General features: G+C 63.9%; 21 protein-coding genes. 8 read left to right on the forward strand and 13 right to left on the reverse strand.

Annotation, left to right across the window (positions count from 1 at the left end; genetic code table 11):
• Nucleotides 1-4: 4 nt before the first annotated feature.
• Nucleotides 5-307 carry a DUF6496 domain-containing protein gene (locus tag BCCGELA001_RS11285; protein ID WP_008551540.1) on the reverse strand — a complete coding sequence of 101 codons (303 nt, stop codon included), beginning with the start codon at nucleotides 305-307 and terminating at the stop codon, nucleotides 5-7.
• 90 nt (nucleotides 308-397) lie between these two features.
• Nucleotides 398-592, reverse strand: coding sequence for a DUF3072 domain-containing protein (locus BCCGELA001_RS11290; protein ID WP_008551538.1), 195 nt, complete (start codon nucleotides 590-592; stop codon nucleotides 398-400).
• Nucleotides 593-708: 116 nt separating this feature from the next.
• On the opposite strand from BCCGELA001_RS11290, the gene BCCGELA001_RS11295 reads away from it, so the two are divergent.
• Both BCCGELA001_RS11295 and BCCGELA001_RS38290 read left to right on the forward strand, forming a co-directional pair.
• Nucleotides 709-927: a hypothetical protein gene (locus BCCGELA001_RS11295; RefSeq protein WP_008551535.1), complete on the forward strand. Its 219-nt coding sequence runs from the start codon at nucleotides 709-711 to the stop codon at nucleotides 925-927.
• 15 nt (nucleotides 928-942) lie between these two features.
• On the forward strand, nucleotides 943-1,116 hold the full coding sequence (locus tag BCCGELA001_RS38290) for a hypothetical protein (protein ID WP_008551534.1): 174 nt from the start codon (nucleotides 943-945) through the stop codon (nucleotides 1,114-1,116).
• Between the two features lie 204 nt (nucleotides 1,117-1,320).
• Here the strand turns inward: BCCGELA001_RS38290 and BCCGELA001_RS11300 are convergent, their stop codons facing one another.
• Both BCCGELA001_RS11300 and BCCGELA001_RS11305 read right to left on the reverse strand, forming a co-directional pair.
• On the reverse strand, nucleotides 1,321-1,566 hold the full coding sequence (locus BCCGELA001_RS11300; protein ID WP_008551532.1) for a hypothetical protein: 246 nt from the start codon (nucleotides 1,564-1,566) through the stop codon (nucleotides 1,321-1,323).
• A 95-nt stretch (nucleotides 1,567-1,661) separates the two neighbouring features.
• Nucleotides 1,662-1,919 carry a hypothetical protein gene (locus BCCGELA001_RS11305; RefSeq protein ID WP_008551530.1) on the reverse strand — a complete coding sequence of 86 codons (258 nt, stop codon included), beginning with the start codon at nucleotides 1,917-1,919 and terminating at the stop codon, nucleotides 1,662-1,664.
• A 21-nt stretch (nucleotides 1,920-1,940) separates the two neighbouring features.
• Here BCCGELA001_RS11305 and BCCGELA001_RS38780 point away from each other — a divergent pair, with 21 nt between their 5' ends.
• A complete protein-coding gene (locus BCCGELA001_RS38780) occupies nucleotides 1,941-2,282 on the forward strand; it encodes a hypothetical protein (RefSeq protein WP_236840856.1) in 342 nt (113 codons plus the stop codon).
• On the opposite strand, the gene BCCGELA001_RS11315 is transcribed toward BCCGELA001_RS38780, so the two are convergent.
• Nucleotides 2,279-3,769, reverse strand: a complete 1,491-nt coding sequence (locus BCCGELA001_RS11315) for an HWE histidine kinase domain-containing protein (RefSeq protein WP_008551526.1) — start codon at nucleotides 3,767-3,769, stop codon at nucleotides 2,279-2,281. The two genes, BCCGELA001_RS38780 and BCCGELA001_RS11315, sit on opposite strands and share 4 nt — an antisense overlap.
• 13 nt (nucleotides 3,770-3,782) lie before the next feature.
• Nucleotides 3,783-10,082 carry a HAMP domain-containing protein gene (locus BCCGELA001_RS11320; RefSeq protein ID WP_060735316.1) on the reverse strand — a complete coding sequence of 2,100 codons (6,300 nt, stop codon included), beginning with the start codon at nucleotides 10,080-10,082 and terminating at the stop codon, nucleotides 3,783-3,785.
• Between the two features lie 259 nt (nucleotides 10,083-10,341).
• On the opposite strand from BCCGELA001_RS11320, the gene BCCGELA001_RS38135 reads away from it, so the two are divergent.
• A complete protein-coding gene (locus tag BCCGELA001_RS38135; RefSeq protein WP_008551511.1) occupies nucleotides 10,342-10,632 on the forward strand; it encodes a hypothetical protein in 291 nt (96 codons plus the stop codon).
• 6 nt (nucleotides 10,633-10,638) lie between these two features.
• On the opposite strand, the gene BCCGELA001_RS11330 is transcribed toward BCCGELA001_RS38135, so the two are convergent.
• Nucleotides 10,639-11,154, reverse strand: a complete 516-nt coding sequence (locus BCCGELA001_RS11330; RefSeq protein WP_008551508.1) for a DUF4142 domain-containing protein — start codon at nucleotides 11,152-11,154, stop codon at nucleotides 10,639-10,641.
• Nucleotides 11,155-11,247: 93 nt separating this feature from the next.
• On the opposite strand from BCCGELA001_RS11330, the gene BCCGELA001_RS38785 reads away from it, so the two are divergent.
• Both BCCGELA001_RS38785 and BCCGELA001_RS11340 read left to right on the forward strand, forming a co-directional pair.
• Complete coding sequence (locus BCCGELA001_RS38785; protein WP_008551506.1) at nucleotides 11,248-11,442, forward strand: hypothetical protein; 195 nt, start codon at nucleotides 11,248-11,250, stop codon at nucleotides 11,440-11,442.
• A 319-nt stretch (nucleotides 11,443-11,761) separates the two neighbouring features.
• A complete protein-coding gene (locus tag BCCGELA001_RS11340) occupies nucleotides 11,762-11,965 on the forward strand; it encodes a hypothetical protein (protein WP_008551504.1) in 204 nt (67 codons plus the stop codon).
• Nucleotides 11,966-12,108: 143 nt separating this feature from the next.
• Here the strand turns inward: BCCGELA001_RS11340 and BCCGELA001_RS11345 are convergent, their stop codons facing one another.
• Nucleotides 12,109-12,357 carry a hypothetical protein gene (locus BCCGELA001_RS11345; RefSeq protein ID WP_008551502.1) on the reverse strand — a complete coding sequence of 83 codons (249 nt, stop codon included), beginning with the start codon at nucleotides 12,355-12,357 and terminating at the stop codon, nucleotides 12,109-12,111.
• A gap of 173 nt (nucleotides 12,358-12,530) precedes the next feature.
• Between BCCGELA001_RS11345 and BCCGELA001_RS38295 the strand changes: the two genes are divergently transcribed.
• Entirely contained in the window at nucleotides 12,531-12,689 is a 159-nt protein-coding gene (locus BCCGELA001_RS38295) for a hypothetical protein (RefSeq protein WP_193409771.1), read from the forward strand.
• Nucleotides 12,673-12,867 (forward strand): hypothetical protein, encoded by a 195-nt coding sequence (locus tag BCCGELA001_RS11350; RefSeq protein WP_008551500.1) that lies wholly within the window; start codon nucleotides 12,673-12,675, stop codon nucleotides 12,865-12,867. The genes BCCGELA001_RS38295 and BCCGELA001_RS11350 overlap by 17 nt, the downstream gene beginning before the upstream one ends.
• On the opposite strand, the gene BCCGELA001_RS11355 is transcribed toward BCCGELA001_RS11350, so the two are convergent.
• The 5 genes from BCCGELA001_RS11355 to BCCGELA001_RS11375 all read right to left on the reverse strand — a co-directional run bounded on the left by BCCGELA001_RS11355 (nucleotide 12,853) and on the right by BCCGELA001_RS11375 (nucleotide 15,967).
• The gene (locus tag BCCGELA001_RS11355; RefSeq protein WP_008551497.1) at nucleotides 12,853-13,323 is read right to left on the reverse strand and encodes a DUF3147 family protein; all 471 of its coding nucleotides are present in this window, start codon (nucleotides 13,321-13,323) and stop codon (nucleotides 12,853-12,855) included. The genes BCCGELA001_RS11350 and BCCGELA001_RS11355 overlap by 15 nt on opposite strands.
• On the reverse strand, nucleotides 13,323-13,670 hold the full coding sequence (locus BCCGELA001_RS11360) for a DUF3147 family protein (protein ID WP_008551495.1): 348 nt from the start codon (nucleotides 13,668-13,670) through the stop codon (nucleotides 13,323-13,325). Before BCCGELA001_RS11360 ends, BCCGELA001_RS11355 begins: the two co-directional genes overlap by 1 nt.
• Nucleotides 13,667-14,236 carry a phosphatase PAP2 family protein gene (locus BCCGELA001_RS11365; RefSeq protein ID WP_060735317.1) on the reverse strand — a complete coding sequence of 190 codons (570 nt, stop codon included), beginning with the start codon at nucleotides 14,234-14,236 and terminating at the stop codon, nucleotides 13,667-13,669. The genes BCCGELA001_RS11360 and BCCGELA001_RS11365 overlap by 4 nt, the downstream gene beginning before the upstream one ends.
• 87 nt (nucleotides 14,237-14,323) lie before the next feature.
• Nucleotides 14,324-15,214 (reverse strand): SDR family oxidoreductase, encoded by an 891-nt coding sequence (locus tag BCCGELA001_RS11370; RefSeq protein ID WP_008551482.1) that lies wholly within the window; start codon nucleotides 15,212-15,214, stop codon nucleotides 14,324-14,326.
• A 201-nt stretch (nucleotides 15,215-15,415) separates the two neighbouring features.
• On the reverse strand, nucleotides 15,416-15,967 hold the full coding sequence (locus BCCGELA001_RS11375; RefSeq protein ID WP_008551478.1) for a DUF4142 domain-containing protein: 552 nt from the start codon (nucleotides 15,965-15,967) through the stop codon (nucleotides 15,416-15,418).
• Nucleotides 15,968-16,017: the final 50 nt, after the last annotated feature.

Genomic DNA, 16,017 nt, shown 5'->3' on the forward strand with positions numbered 1-16,017 from the left:
GAAGTCAGCGCGAGCGCTTGGCGGACTTCCGCTTCGACGTCTTCCTGGAAGATTTCTTGCTCTTGGAAGATTTCTTGGCTGTCTTCTTCTTGGACGTCTTCCGCTTGGACGCCTTCTTCGGGACCTTCTTGCCCTTCTTGCGGGCCTTCGACAGTCCGATCGCGATCGCCTGCTTGCGGCTCTTCACGCGACCGCCGCGACCGCCACGCCCGCTCTTCGCGGTCCCCTTCTTGTAGCGCCGCATCTCGCTTTCGACGTCGCTGCCGGAGCTGCGTGAGTAGCGGCGCTTCTTTGCCTTGCGTGCCATGCCTGTTCTCCCTTGGCCGGGGGAGAACCGTTCCACACAGGCATGGTTCCGAAGTCAGGCGAGTAACGGGACGGCTGGGCGGGCAGCCGCCTAGAACGAATTCGCCAGCTCGATCTCGGCTTCCAGCACCTCGATGCGCCGCGCAGCCTCGGCTGAGGACAGATCGCGTGCATATTGTGCCGGCTGATACGCCTCTTCGCTGAGCCGCTTCAATCTCAGCCCCTGCGCCCGGGTCATCTGCTCGCTCAGGAAAACCCTGGCGTTATATTTGGCCTGAACCTGCATGTCGCTCCTCCGTTCTGGAAATCGTGACTTGACTATATGTTCTTATTTTGTTCTAACAAGCCATGGACAACAGAATTAATGAAATTCGACGTAAAATCAGCGCCTTGAGGCTGGAGATGGCCGATGTCGAGGCGTCCGTGCGCGACCTTGTCAATCGAGACTGCGACTGCACCGAACAGGCCCTGGCTCAGATCGATCTGCGCCGGAAAATCAATCTGCTCATCGACGAATGGAAGGCGGCCGGGGGCCGCGATGTCCTGCCTGACGTTCGCGGCCGGACGCGTCTCCAGGCGGTGACGAAGGACAAGCCGGCGAGCCTATTGGCGCGCCGCTGAGACATTGAGGGTCGCGTGGAGGAAGACCCGGACGACTACCGGATGCTGAAATTGCGCGCTGAGATTCTCGAACTGGGTTCTGCCATCCGGCAATTGCAGCGCGAGGGCCTCGATGATGCTGGGGCCCAGCTCCTCATCGCGCGTAAGCGGGCGCAGCTCGATCGTCTCGCAAAAGGCACGCGGCCTTAACATCACTGACATCCGAAGCAGCTAAGGCGTGCGCGCATCGAGGAGTTGAAGCAGGCCATCTGTGATGCGCTGATCAGCGCGCGGACCATGTGGCGCGGGAGCGCGACGAGGTCGCGATGAATCGTGATCGTGCGATACTGAAGAGGCCTCACGTGAAAGTCCCGCGCAGAGCGCGGGACTTCTGATCGTCTTATTACGCTGGGCTCACTTGCTGTTGCTCATGCCACCTTTGTTGTTGGTCATGGTGCCGCCCTGGTCCGAGCCCGGACCAGAGCCGCCCTGACCGGAGGGATCGGCGCCCTTGGACGTCTTGGTGTTGGTGCCGGTGGTCTGCGACGATGACATCGCAGATCCATGTTTTGCCTTGTGCGACTTCGCCTGCGCGGCGAACGGCGATACGGCAAGGCCGGTTGCCAACATCACGGCGAGAGCGAGCTTGGTCGTCTTCATGTAAGGGAACTCCCTGAGTTAAATTGACGCAGGCGGCCAACTGCGCTTCGTCGCGGGAGTTCCCGACGAAGCCATCGTCAAGCGTCACAGATGCTTCAAGATTGCTTGTTCTCTTCCAGGATGAATACGACGCCGGTGAGCGTCGCGCCGATCGTGAAGGTCGTCACCAAGGTGAGGACGAAGACGATGGCGGCCTGGCTTCCGCCGTTCTTGAGCAGGTTGGTAACGGCTGGATTGCAGAGAATGAGTATCAGGCTGAAGGCGAGGCCGAGGGCTGCGCCCATCAGCGCGTGTGTCATCAGTTTGATGAGGCCAGTGGGAGAGATCAGGTCCGGCGACTTTTTCGCGCGCATGGAACAGTGTCCCGAGCTGACATGCAAACGCGCGCGGTATTCGCTGGTTCCATCCCAATGAAGGAATTGTCATCGCCTGCTTCATCCGACGTTCATGCCGGGCTTGCGAAGATGAACGCCATCAACACGGGAATAGTCGATATGGGCAAGGTAGTCTTTCTGTACCGCTCGCTGGCCTATCGCAATGCCGCCGCGGATATTCTGCGCAAGGCGCGCAAGCTCCCCCGTGGCGCGGAGCGAAGCGCAGCTCGGCGCTATGCCAGAGCGCTGCGTGATCTCTCCCGAACGGAAGCCTGGCTCGAAGGACGCATTGCGCGCGATCCACGGACCGAGCAGCACATGACGGGCGCGGCGTCCGGCTAGCCGGAGGCGCGCTGCAATTCGGCCGCAGCTGCGGCATCGAACTTGCCGGGTGCGGGGCTCGCCGCGGTCTTGCGTGTCAACGGCACCTCCAGGCGGCACAACAGGCCCTCGGCACGCCAATCGAATTGCGCCTGTCCGCCGAGCTGGGACTCGACGCTCGCAAGCAGGCTCCGCGTTCCGAAGCCGCGGGATTTCGGCGTCCTGACCAGCGGGCCGCCGGATTCCTCCCAGGTCAGCGTGAGGCGGTCGTCCTCGGCCTTCCAGGCGATCATGAGACGCCCCGACCGCGTCGACAACGCACCATATTTGGCCGAGTTGGTGAAGAGCTCGTGCAGAGCGAGCGCCAGCGTCTGGGCGGTCGCCGGCAGCAACTGAACTTCGGGGCCTGCCAACCTGATCTGGCCGCCCAGCGAATAGGGCGCAAGCTCCTCCTCGATCAGCTTGGAGAGCTCGGCGCCTTGCCAGCTCGACAGTGACAGGATGGTGTGCACGCGCGCCAGCGCATTGATGCGCCCCTCGACGGCATTGACATAGGCCTTGACCTCGTCGGCCCGGGTAAGGCGCACGATCGATTGCGCCAGCGCCAGCGCATTCTTGGCGCGATGATCGACTTCCCGCGCGAGGAGATTCTGCCGCTCCTCGGCGCGCTTGCGTTCCGTGATGTCCACGGTGACGCCGCTCACCCGCACCACGCGGCCGTTGGCATCTATCGTGGCGGCCGCCGTGCCGACGCACCAGCGTATCTCGCCGTCGGGCCGCACGATCCGGAATTCGGTTTCATAGGCGCGCGTGCCGCTGTTGAATTCGGCGATCGCCTTGCGCAACTGGTCGACGTCATCGGGATGCAGCAACGCCTGGACGTTGGCCGGATTGACCTCGAAGCTCTCCGGACTGACGCCGAAAATGCGATATTGCCCCTCGTCCCACATCCAGTCGCCGGTGATCCAGTCCCAATCCCACGAGCCCATCTTGCCGGCGGCGATCGCCATGCTGCGGCGCTGCTCGCTTTCGCGCAGCTTGGCGGTGGAGTTTTCCAGCTCGGCGGTGCGTGCGCGGACGCGGTCTTCGAGCTCCTGGTTCAGTCGCTCGAGCTCGCGCGTCTTGCGATAGAGTTCAGAGAACACCTTGATCTTGGCGCGCAGCACCTCGGGCACGACCGGCACCGGAACGTAATCGACCGCGCCCATCTCGTAACCACGCAATCGATCGATGTCGCTGACCTGAATGGCGGAGATGAAGATCATCGCGGTCTTCTGGAAGCGCGGATGCTCGCGGATCATCGCGGCGAGCTCGAAGCCGTCGAGCTCGGGCATGCAGACGTCGACCAGGATCACCGCGATCTCGGTCTTGAGCAGAACTTCCAGCGCCTCGCGGCCGGACGAGGCGATCACGAGGTTCTCGCCGAGGTCCTTCAATATCACCTCATAGGCGAGCAGCTTGGCGGGCTGGTCGTCGACGAGCAGGATGTTGACCTTTTCGTGGTCCATTCGCGGATCCAACTCAGCGGTGCAGCCACATGCGGATCGCAAGCAGCAATTGATCGGTGTTGACGGGTTTGGCGAGGTAGTCGGACGCGCCGGCTTCCAGGCATTTCTCACGATCGCCCTTCATCGCCTTGGCGGTCAGCGCGATGATCGGTAGTCGCGCAAAGGCCGGATTCTCTCGGATCACGCCCATGGTCTGATAGCCATCCATCTGCGGCATCATGATGTCCATCAGCACGATGGCGATTTCCGGATTGGATTCGACCAATGCGACCGCCTCTCTGCCGGTCGTGGCCGTCAGCACCTTCATGCCGCGCCGTTCCAGCACGCTCGATAGCGCGAAGATGTTGCGAGCGTCATCGTCGACGAGCAGGGCGGTCTTGTCGATCAGGTCCTCGTCGGAACTGTTCAGCTTCTCCAGCATGCGCTGCTTCTCGACCGGCAGTTCCGTGATGACACGATGCAGGAACAGCGCGGTCTCGTCGAGCAGGCGCTCCGGCGACTCCACGCCCTTGACCACGATGCTGCGCGCCATGGTGTGCAGTTCCGCATCCTCTTCCGCGGAGAGCTCGCGGCCGGTGAACACCACGACCGGGATGTTCGACAGCGCCTCGTCGTTGCGGATCTGGTCGAGCACCTCGAAGCCGGTCATGTCGGGCAGCCTGAGGTCGAGCACCACGCAGTCGCACGGCTGCTCACGCAGCGTCGAAAGCGCGCCGGCACCGGTGTCCGTCGCCACGATCTCGATGTCGTCGTGGTGCAGCAGCTCGCGGATCGAGAGCCGTTCGGCCTCGTTGTCCTCGACGATCAGGAGCCGCTTGCGCCGCGGCCGCGCATATTCCTTGATCTGCGTCAGCGCGGCGGAGACGCCTTCCGTTGTCGTCGGCTTGTTGACGAAGGAGAAGGCACCACGCGCCAAGGCGTGCTGGCGGTCCTCGTCGAGGGTGATGATCTGCACGGGGATGTGGCGGGTCAGCGGATTGTGCTTGAGCTGGCTCAGCACGGTCCAGCCCAGCATGTCCGGCAGGAACACGTCGAGGGAGACGGCCGTCGGCTGGTACTGCTTGGCGAGCTCGAGTGCTTCCGCGCCGCGGGCCGCGATCAGCACCTTGAATCCCTTGTCGCGCGCCAGATCGACCAGCACGCGTGCATAATGCGGGTCGTCCTCGACGATCAGGAGGATGGTGTCGCCGGGCTCGAGATTGAGCCGGTCGTCGGGAAGCTGCTCGATGACGCGCTGCTGCTGGTCGGGGGCGGCCGGCTGGAGCGCCGGCGGCTGGTTGTACTGCTGGGGCGCAGGTGCTGCGCGCGGTGCGAGCGTCGGGCCGGAATATTTTAGCGGCAGATAGAGCGTGAAGGACGAGCCCTTGCCCGGCGAACTGCGCAGGTGGATCTCGCCGCCGAGCAGGCTGGCGAGCTCACGGCTGATTGCAAGTCCGAGGCCAGTGCCGCCATATTTGCGGCTGGTGCCGGCATCCGCCTGCTGGAACGCTTCGAAGATCAGCTTCTGCTTTTCCAGGGGGATGCCGATGCCGGTATCGGATACCTCGAACGCGATCACGGCCGGCGCCGAATTCAGCACCGGGTGATCCGTGCCCCAGCCGCCGAGCGCGCCGCCCACCTTGAGGCGCACCTCGCCTTCGGCGGTGAACTTGAAGGCATTGGAGAGCAGGTTCTTCAGGACCTGCTGCAGGCGCTTGGAGTCGGTGACGATGCTGCGTGGCAGGTTCGGATCGATGTCGATCTTGAACGATAGATTGCGGTTGTCCGCCTCATGCCGGAACGGCCGCCCGACGGTCTCGAGCAGGTTCGCGGTCAGGATCTCCTCGGCGTCGACCGTCACGGTGCCGGACTCGATCTTGGAGAGATCGAGAATGTCGCTGATGAGATTGAGCAGGTCGGTGCCGGCGCCGTGGATGGTGCGGGCGAATTCGACCTGCTTGGCCGAAAGGTTGCCGTCCGGATTGTCGGTGAGCTGCTGTCCGAGGATCAGGATCGAGTTCAGCGGCGTGCGCAGCTCGTGGCTCATATTGGCGAGGAATTCGGACTTGTATTTCGAGGTGAGCGCGAGCTCGGTCGCCTTTTCCTCCAGCGCGCGGCGGGCCTGCTCGATTTCCTGGTTCTTGCGTTCGACCTCGACGTTGCGCTCGGCGAGCTGCTGCGCCTTCTGCTCGAGCTGGTCGTTGGTCTGCTGCAATTCGCGCTGCTGGGTCTGGAGCTCGCCCGCGAGCTGCTGCGACTGCTTGAGCAGGCCTTCGGTCTGCATCGTCGCTTCGATCGAGTTGAGCACGATGCCGATGGAGTCGGTGAGCTGCTCCAGGAAGGTCATCTGCGAGGTCGTGAAGGAGACGAGCGAAGCGAGCTCGATCACGGCCTTGACCTGGCCTTCGAACAGCACCGGCAGCACCACGAGATTCTTCGGCGCGACGCGGAACAGCGCCGAGTTGATCGGCACCACGTCGGAGGGAATGTCGCCAACCACCCGGGGCCGCTTGTCGAGGGCGCATTGGCCGATCAGGCCTTCGCCGAACTGGAGCACGCGCTGATAGGGGTAGATGCCGTCGCTGGCGTAGGACGCGAGCAGCAGGAGCTGCGGATTGTCCTCGCTCTCGACCTGGTAGATCACGCCGGTATGAGCGTTCACCAGCGGCGACAGCTCGGTGAGCAGCAGCCGGCCGACGGTGGTGAGGTCGCGCTGGCCCTGGAGCATGTTGGTGAACTTGGCGAGGTTTGTCTTCAGCCAGTCCTGCTCGGTGTTCACGTCCGTCGTCAGACGGAGATTCGTGATCATCGTGTTGATGTTGTCTTTCAGCTCGGCGACCTCGCCGCGGGCGTCGACCTGGATCGACCGCGTCAGGTCGCCCTTGGTCACGGCGGTCGCGACTTCCGCGATCGCGCGCACCTGCGAGGTGAGGTTGGCCGCGAGCAGATTGACGTTGCCGGTAAGGTCCTTCCAGGTGCCGGCGGCGCCGGGCACGTTGGCCTGGCCGCCGAGGCGGCCCTCGACGCCGACTTCGCGCGCCACCGACGTCACCTGATCGGCGAAGGTCGCGAGCGTCTCGGTCATGTTGTTGATGGTGTCGGCGAGCGCCGCGACTTCGCCCTTCGATTTCACGGTGAGGTTCTGCTTGAGATCGCCGTTGGCGACCGCGGTCACCACCTTGACGATGCCGCGTACCTGCTCGGTCAGGTTTGCGGCCATGAAGTTGACGGTGTCGGTGAGGTCCTTCCAGGTGCCGGCCACGCCGGGCACCTGCGCCTGGCCGCCGAGCTTGCCCTCGGTGCCGACCTCGCGCGCCACGCGCGTGACTTCGCCGGCGAAGGCGTTGAGCTGGTCCACCATGGTGTTGATGGTGTTCTTCAGCTCGAGGATCTCGCCCTTCACGTCGACGGTGATCTTGCGCGAGAGGTCGCCGCGCGCGACCGCCGTGGTGACTTCGGCGATGTTGCGGACCTGCGTCGTGAGGTTGGCCGCGAGCAGGTTGACGTTGTCGGTGAGGTCCTTCCAGGTGCCGCCGACGCCGGGCACGACGGCCTGGCCGCCGAGCCGTCCCTCAGTGCCGACCTCGCGCGCGACGCGCGTCACTTCGGCGGCGAAGGAGCGCAGCTGCTCGACCATGGTGTTCAGGGTGTCCTTGAGCAGCAGGATCTCGCCGCGCACGTCCACCGTGATCTTCTTCGAGAGGTCGCCGCCGGCGATCGCGGTCGCGACCTCCGCGATGTTGCGGACCTGGGCCGTCAGGTTGGAGGCCATGAAGTTGACGTTGTCGGTGAGGTCCTTCCAGGTGCCGGCAACGCCGGGCACTTCGGCCTGACCGCCGAGCTTGCCTTCGGTACCGACCTCGCGGGCGACGCGCGTCACTTCGCCGGCGAAGGCGTTGAGCTGGTCCACCATGGTGTTGATGGTGTTCTTCAGCTCGAGGATTTCGCCCTTCACGTCCACGGTGATCTTGCGAGAGAGGTCGCCGCGCGCCACGGCGGTCGTCACTTCGGCGATGTTGCGGACCTGGGCGGTGAGGTTGCCCGCCATCGAGTTCACGCTGTCGGTGAGGTCCTTCCAGGTGCCGGCGACGCCGGGCACGTTGGCCTGGCCGCCGAGACGGCCCTCGGTGCCGACCTCGCGCGCAACGCGCGTCACCTCGCCCGCGAAGCGGTTGAGCTGGTCGACCATCGTGTTCAGCGTTTCCTTCAGCTGCAGGATTTCGCCGCGGACGTCGACCGTGATCTTGCGGGACAGGTCGCCGCCGGCGATCGCGGTCGCGACCTCCGCGATGTTACGGACCTGGGCGGTCAAATTGCCGGCCATCGAGTTCACGGAGTCGGTCAGGTCCTTCCAGGTGCCGGCAACGCCGGTGACTTGGGCCTGACCGCCGAGCTTGCCGTCGGTGCCGACCTCGCGTGCCACGCGCGTCACTTCGCCGGCGAAGGCGTTGAGCTGGTCGACCATGGTGTTGAGCGTTTCCTTCAGCTGAAGGATTTCGCCCGACACGTTCACCGTGATCTTCTTGGACAAATCGCCCTTCGCCACCGCGGTCGCGACTTCGGCGATGTTGCGGACCTGACCGGTGAGGTTCGAGGCCATCGAGTTGACCGAGTCCGTCAAGTCTTTCCAGGTGCCGCCGACGCCGCGCACGACGGCCTGGCCGCCGAGCTTGCCTTCGGTGCCGACCTCGCGCGCCACGCGCGTCACTTCGCCTGCGAAGGCGTTGAGCTGGTCGACCATCGTATTGATGGTGTCCTTCAGCTCGAGGATTTCGCCGCGCACGTCCACCGTGATCTTCTTCGACAGGTCGCCGCCCGCGACCGCCGTCGTCACCTCTGCGATGTTGCGGACCTGCGCGGTCAGGTTCGAAGCCATCGAGTTGACGCTCTCCGTCAGGTCCTTCCAGGTGCCGGCGACGCCGAGCACGTTGGCCTGGCCGCCCAGCCGTCCTTCTGTCCCGACCTCGCGCGCGACGCGCGTCACTTCGCCCGCAAACGCGTTGAGCTGGTCGACCATCGTGTTCAGCGTTTCCTTCAGCTGAAGGATCTCGCCCGACACGTTCACCGTGATCTTCTTGGAGAGGTCGCCGCCGGCGATTGCGGTGGCGACGTCGGCGATGTTGCGGACCTGCGCGGTCAGGTTCGACGCCATGAAGTTAACGTTGTCGGTGAGGTCTTTCCAGGTGCCGGCCACGCCGGGCACCTGGGCCTGGCCGCCGAGCTTGCCCTCGGTGCCGACCTCGCGCGCGACGCGCGTCACTTCCGAGGCGAACGAGTTGAGCTGGTCCACCATGGTGTTGATGGTGTCCTTCAGCTCCAGAATTTCGCCGCGCACGTCCACGGTGATCTTGCGCGACAGGTCACCGCGCGCCACGGCCGTCGTCACGTTGGCGATGTTGCGCACCTGCGCGGTCAGGTTGCCGCACATCGCGTTGACGGAATCGGTGAGGTCCTTCCAGGTGCCGGCGACGCCTGGCACGATGGCCTGGCCGCCGAGCTTGCCGTCGGTGCCGACTTCGCGCGCCACGCGCGTCACTTCGGAGGCGAAGGAGCGCAGCTGGTCCACCATCGTGTTGATGGCTTCCTTGAGCTGAAGGATCTCGCCGCGGACGTCCACGGTGATCTTCTTCGACAAGTCGCCGTTGGCGACCGCGATCGTCACCTCGGCGATGTTGCGAACCTGGTTGGTCAGGTTGTTCGCCATCGAGTTGACGCTCTCGGTGAGGTCCTTCCAGACGCCGGTCACCTCCGGCACCTGGGCCTGGCCGCCGAGCTTGCCCTCGGTGCCGACCTCGCGCGCCACACGCGTCACCTCGGAGGTGAACACGCCGAGCTGCTTGATCATGGTGTTGACGATGTTGGCCGACTGCAGGAATTCACCCCGCAGCGGCCTTCCGTCGACGTCGAGCTTGACGGTCTGGAGCAAGTCGCCTTGCGCCACCGCCGCGACCGCGCGCGTCACCTCGCGGGTCGGCCACAACAAATCGTCGATCAGCGTGTTGACCGAGCCTTCCATGTCGGCCCAGGAGCCGGAGGCGAGGCCGAACTTGACGCGCTGGCGGGTCTTGCCCTCGCGCCCCACTACCTGGCCGACCAGCTCGAGCTGCTGCGCCATGCGCTGGTTGGCCGCGATGATTTCGTTAAAAGTGTCGGCAATCTTGCCGTCGATGCCGAGATAATCGCCGCTCATCCGCACCGAGAAGTCGCCGCTGCGCATCGCCTGTAGGGCGAGCAGCAATTCCGCCCGGGAATCTGGGTCCGACATATCGCTGTTTTTTGGCTTTGGGACGCGACGACCGGAGCGTGATGCAGTTCCGGGATCGAGGTCGCTCATACTGATTCCCCCGCAGGCGTCGGCCGAATCCAGGCGTACGCGTTTGGTCAAAATAGAGCGTCAGCCTAATTCGAAATCAAGCGCCAAGGTGCGGCGCGCGAATATGGAACCTGCCTTGCTCAGCCCGACGTTAGTAACGTCCATCCCCCGAGTTGGTTCCATGTCAGGTTCAGAGATTCGGCCTTGGCCCCGCGGCGCCTATGCCGCTCGGAACGGACCGGCAGCCCCACGGTTAGCCAGCAAAGACAGGAGCACGCAAATGAAAGCTGGACTGGCTGCGCTTATCGCCATCTTGTTTGCCGGAGCGGCCCTCGCCCAGGGCGGCGAGCCCAGCGGTCGTGGGGCCGTGACCGGCGATCCCGCCGCAAGCTCGGCGACGCCCCGTGCCGATACGCCGACCACGGGGACGGCCAACCGGTCGAACCCCAGCGGCAGCGGCACTTCGACCTCCGGCGGTAAGGACGACAATGGCGATGGAGGCCGGGACAAGATGCCTGAGAGCAACCGGACGGTGCTTCCGGAAAGTCAGCAACGTCCGAAGGAGAAGTAAAGGCAACTACTTGTCCGCCATGGTGCGCTCGGCGGCCTTGACCTGTGCGCGCAGCAGCGGCAGCTGTTCGCGCGCGAAAGCTGCAAGCGCGGCATTGTCCGGCGCCTTCAGATAACGTTCGAGCAGCTCGATGGTCGCTTCATATTCGGGAATCTGCGAGGCGTAAAAGCTTCTGACGTAGGTGGGTCCGTCCGAAGTTTCAGGCTCGACCAGGCTTGCGCTGGCCGACGCCGTCTTGCTGGCGCGCGGCTCCGCACCGATCGTCTCCTGGATCTGTTTGAGCGCCTTGTCGCGCTTGGCCGCTTCTTCGGCGCGCAATGCGGCAAGATTCTTGACCTCCGCATTGCCCTTCAGGTCGGTGCTTTCCAACAGGCCTTGCTGGAAGCGGCTGAAGGCGTAGAGGCCGCTGATGACGTCGGTTGCGGTCGGCGGCGTGCGATCGCCAAGCTTACGTTCGCCCGTGCTGTCGGCAAGTGCTGCGGAGCTGATGAATGCCAGGATGATCGCGACAAAGATTCGCATCGCTATCAACGAACGATCAGACGCCAAGTTCCCGAACGTTACGATGTCGTAAGGGCATTGCGACCACGGAGTTCCGTCCCCACGTCATTCTGCATGAAACAGTCTGACATTTTCAGGGATAACGCCGACAACTGTCTTCAGCTCGCCGAGCGAGCGGAAGGGCGACCCGCTTACAAACGCTATTCACGCATGGCGGACGCCTGGACGGCGCTTGCGAAGGAACAGGATTGGCTCGACGGGGAAATCCCGCCGCTCACGGTCCATCTCCCCCAGAAGCAGGACAGGTAGGCGCCTGTGCAGCCGTGTGTGAGTCCGCGCACGGAATGCAAGAGACCGGTCCAGGATCATCCGTGAACGGTCCATCGCATTGATTTTCGATTCCAGAAGGAGGTTTGCAATGGCTCAACGTCTGGCTCTTGTGTCACTGATCCTCGCTTTTGGCGTTTCAGTCGCGTTCGCGACGGTCACGACGGTACGGCAGGTGCATCTGGAAAAGGCATCGACTGCGGTCCACGCGGCCCACAGTTAGCGGCGATCTCTCTGCACCGGAACAATCGACGGGCCTGCGCGTAACCGCTTCGAACATCAAGAGAGGCGAGAGCAGATCATGGCCCATTCCGACCACGGTATCGTCAAGGACAAGCGGGGGGAGGAGCAGCCGCGCGACAAGCAGCGTGCGCAATCTGTGCACAAGAGCGATCCCAAGGGCTCGCCCACGCGGGAGGCGACGCGCGATCCCAAGCTGAACGACGAGAGCAAGACGCCGGGCTCCGGTGCGATGCCTGACGGATCAAGCGACGCTACGGGGTAGCCGTCACAAGGAACGAATCCCCGCGCGAAGAGTCGACGGATTGCTTCCGGTTGTCATGCCCCCGGTGCGCCGGAAGCAATCTCCAAGGACGGCCTCGGCACCCCTGTGCCGGGGCCGTTTGCTTGGGCGAACGGCTCTGCGGATTATTTCTCGGCCTCGCCCTCTGGATCTCCCTGGATGTGTCCGTCGGGTCCGCGGCCGAATACGCCAAAACTGCTGGACTTCACGCCGGCTGCCGCATCGACGCCCGCCGCGGCCAAGCCGAACTTGAGCAGTTCGCGAACCGCGGCAGCTCGCGTCGGCATGCGATGCTTGAATCGGAAATCATCGATGGCGGCCAGCTCTTCCGGCGAGAGCATGACCTGAAGACGCTCGGCGCGAAGGTCGTTCATGGTCGATCACGCAAATTGAGCAAGTTGAGTAGCTTACTCAACCGCCGACCCCCAAGTAAGTTCCACAAGTGGCGGAAGAATCCCTAAGTGAGTAGGAAAGGACAGCAAAATCAATGCGTTAATATTGAAACGACTCGCACGCTGGTGCATTTCCCTGGAAAGGGAGAAAGGCCATGACGGACGAGGTCAGGTTACCCCGCAAACTTTCCGAAGAAGCGGAAACCCAGAAGCCGGTACGTCCGAGCCTTCAGAAGGTCATTGAGGACATCGAGCGTTGGGCGAACAGCCCGGGCCTGCAGCCACCGAGGACGGACGATGCGAAGACGCTCTGAGCCACACACATTCGAGCAACGCCTCGACGCCCAGAGGCAGCGGCTCCAGCATGAGATCGCGAGACTGCCGGACGGGCAGCAGCGCGAGTCCGTCGTTGCGCGCCTCGAACAGCTCCAGACTGCCGCCGAGATGTACGGCTTCCTGATGCTGCGGCAGGAAATTTCAGCTCCGCGCTGATCGTGCCCCATGTTGGGCCGGCGCGTGGCCTGAGGTAGTGCGAAGCTTCCGCCGCATCCACCATGACGACACGGACACCAGGGCCCAGGCCAGGATGGCGGCGGCGAAGGCTCCGATGATGCTCGTCGATACCAGGATATAGAACGTCGCCGCGAACGCTGCGAGGCCCATGCTTCCGAGGCCGGCGCCCGCTGCGTCCAATGCCGCGGCCTGTTGTCCGCGTCTTCGCCCGCTGAGGCCGGCTTTCTCCTTGGCGCGGCGCTCATGGCTTTCGATCAGCGTCGCGCTGGCGCAGAAGATCGCGGGAAGGGCGAGAAAGAGGCCTCCGATCGCGATGCCGAAATGGCTGCCGATGAGTCCTGTCGCGACAGTCGCGAGGCCGCCGAGAACGAAACGCACCGCGTATTCGTACCAATGCGTCTGCTTGAGCGCGGATGTCGACAGCTTGATCAGCATCAGGCGGTCCCTCCGAAACCGGCGAGCAGGCTGAAGGCGACGGCAAGCCAAACGACAAATGCAAGGATGGTCGCCGGCAGCGCTCCGAGACGAAATCTCATCAGAAGATGGCAGACGACGACGCTGTAGCAGCCGAGGGCGACCGCGCCATAGATCATGGTCCAGCTCTCGGCCGCGGCATAGTGCGGGCCGTGCTGAACGACCGCAATGCCAAGTGTGGCGAGAGCGACCGAGGGCGCGGCGCCGAGCAGCCCGCCAAAGCTCTTGGGCTTCAGCATGTCCCCGACGATCGCGAACATGGAGACGATCAGGCCACCGGCAACGAAACGCACGAGATACTCCGTCATGGCCGTGCCCGCTGCCGCGACCCTGCTAGCGTGAACGGCCTGAAGGCTCGCTCGACGATCACGCCGAGAGTGAAGCCTGCCACCACATCGCTGGCCCAATGCGCGAGCAGCGCCACGCGCGTCAAGCACAATGTCACGGCCGTGGCGCGGACCAGGCGGCGCGGAGCCGGCGGCAACAGGCCGGCGGCCGAGGCGAGAGCGCCCATGTGCACGGCGTGACCTGAAGGGAAGGCATCGTGAGGTTGCCCCGAATAGGGAACGCTGCGCCGGTGTCCGCTCGCCGTCAGCCGGTCCGGCCTCGTCTGGTCGAACAGGGACTTCAGGATATGCGGCAGCACGGCTGTGGCCACCGATACGATCAGGACATGATCGGCGATCCGACGCTTCTCCGGCTTGCGCATTCGGGTGTAGAGCCATCCCACCGTTGCCAGCGCGACGAGCACATGCTCGTCGGCGCCCCAAGTCATTGCCTGGGCGGCCTGCTCGAGCCCCGAGTTGGTGTTGTGTGCGATCTCGTCTGCGATCGCCGTGTCCATCCGCGTGGGTTTGACGGTTACGAGAGCCATCGGTCAGCCGGCGACATTTCCTCCATGACAGTTTTGTAAAGGCTGGGAGACAAAGATGGTTCCTGAGTTCCGACGCCGTGGCCTTCGCTAAGGCTGTCCGGATCCGCCGGCCGAGCCATACACTTGCCCTGTCGCATAGCTGGCGTCGGCCGCCGCAAGCTGCACGTAGATCGAAGCCAGCTCCACGGGCTGGCCGGGACGGCCGAGCGGTGTCATGCCACCGAATTTTTCCAGCTTCTCCATGGTCGCTCCGCCGGAGACCTGGAGCGGAGTCCAGACTGGCCCGGGCGCAACCCCGTTGACGCGGATACCCTTGGGGCCGAGCTGTTTCGCGAGCGACTTCACGTAGTTCATCGTCGCCGCCTTGGTCTGCGCATAGTCGTAGAGCTCTGGGGAGGGGTCGTAAGCCTGCACAGAGGTCGTGCCGATGATGCAGGAGCCGGGTTTGAGATGCGGCAGCGCCGCCTTGATGATCCAGAACGGCGCGTAGATGTTCGTCTTCATAGTTGCATCGAAGTCCTCCGACGAGACATCGAGGAGAGAGTCGCGCGTCTGCTGCCGCGCTGCGTTGTTGACGACGATGTCGAGGCCGCCGAGGGCTTGCACGGCTTGCTCGACCAGCCGCTTGCAAAAGGCTTCGTCCTTGAGGTCTCCGGGAATCGCAACTCCGGTGCGGCCTTCCTTCTTGATCAGCGCGATCACCTCCTGCGCATCCGGCTCTTCCGCGGGCAGATAGTTGATGGCGACGTCGGCGCCTTCGCGCGCATACGCGATTGCGGCAGCGCGGCCCATGCCGGAATCACCGCCGGTGATCAGGGCCTTGCGGCCGGCGAGCCGGCCAGAGCCCTTGTAGCTGGTCTCGCCATGATCCGGTCGCGGCTCCATCTTGCTGGCAAGTCCCGGCCAGGGCTGCGACTGTTTCTTGAACGGCGGCTTCGGATAACGGCTGACGGGATCGATCAACGCCTGCTCGGCCATGGACGTATCTCCTTTCGCTGTGGATGGCAGTGAAGCCGCCGCGAGCGTTGCGCTCGCGGCGTGGACGACGTGCCGGCGGGACAGTGAGGTGTTGCTGGGATTTGACATCATGCTCTCCGCGATGGTCGAAGCTCAATGCGCGGAGACGGTTGTCGTTGCTAAACGAAGGACGCCGGCGCGCCGGCGTCCCTCGGCAATGCGTTACTTGGTCTGACCGACGTTCGGCGCCTTGCCGAGCTCCTTGGCCATCTCGAGGTGGTGCTTCAGGGCCGGCACCGTCTTGCCGGCCCAATCCTTCAGCGCGGCGTTGTCGCCGCCCTTGGCGTAGCGCTCGAACAGCGAGACGGCGTCCTCATGGGCGCTGACCTGGTAGGAATTGTAATCCGAGCTGAAGTCCTTGCCTGTCGCATTCTTGAGCTTGTCGAGCTTGCTCTGATGCGAGCTGTCGAGCGCGGTCGGGAGGGTCGCCTTGACCTTGCCGTCATTCACCAGCCCCTTGAGCTCGGTGCTGGTTTTGGTGTGATCGGTCACCATCTGCTGCGCGAAGCTCTTCTCCTGCGCATTTCCCTTCTGCTCGGCGAGCTTGCTCGATTCGATCTCGAACATGTCGCTAATGGCGACCTGCTTGACGAAATCCTCCGTGGAGGGCGAGACACCGAGCGCCGAATTGACGCCGGTCTTTTCGCCCAGGGATTGCGCCAATGCCGGGCCTGCGAGAAGCAAACAAGCAATGGCGATGATGGTACGTTTCATGGTCCGGTCCCTTCACTTGATCGCGCGGCCATCCGCCGCGCCATATTGCG

Origin of the sequence: Bradyrhizobium sp. CCGE-LA001 (genome assembly GCF_000296215.2) — a bacterium.
In the GTDB taxonomy this organism is placed as follows: domain Bacteria; phylum Pseudomonadota; class Alphaproteobacteria; order Rhizobiales; family Xanthobacteraceae; genus Bradyrhizobium.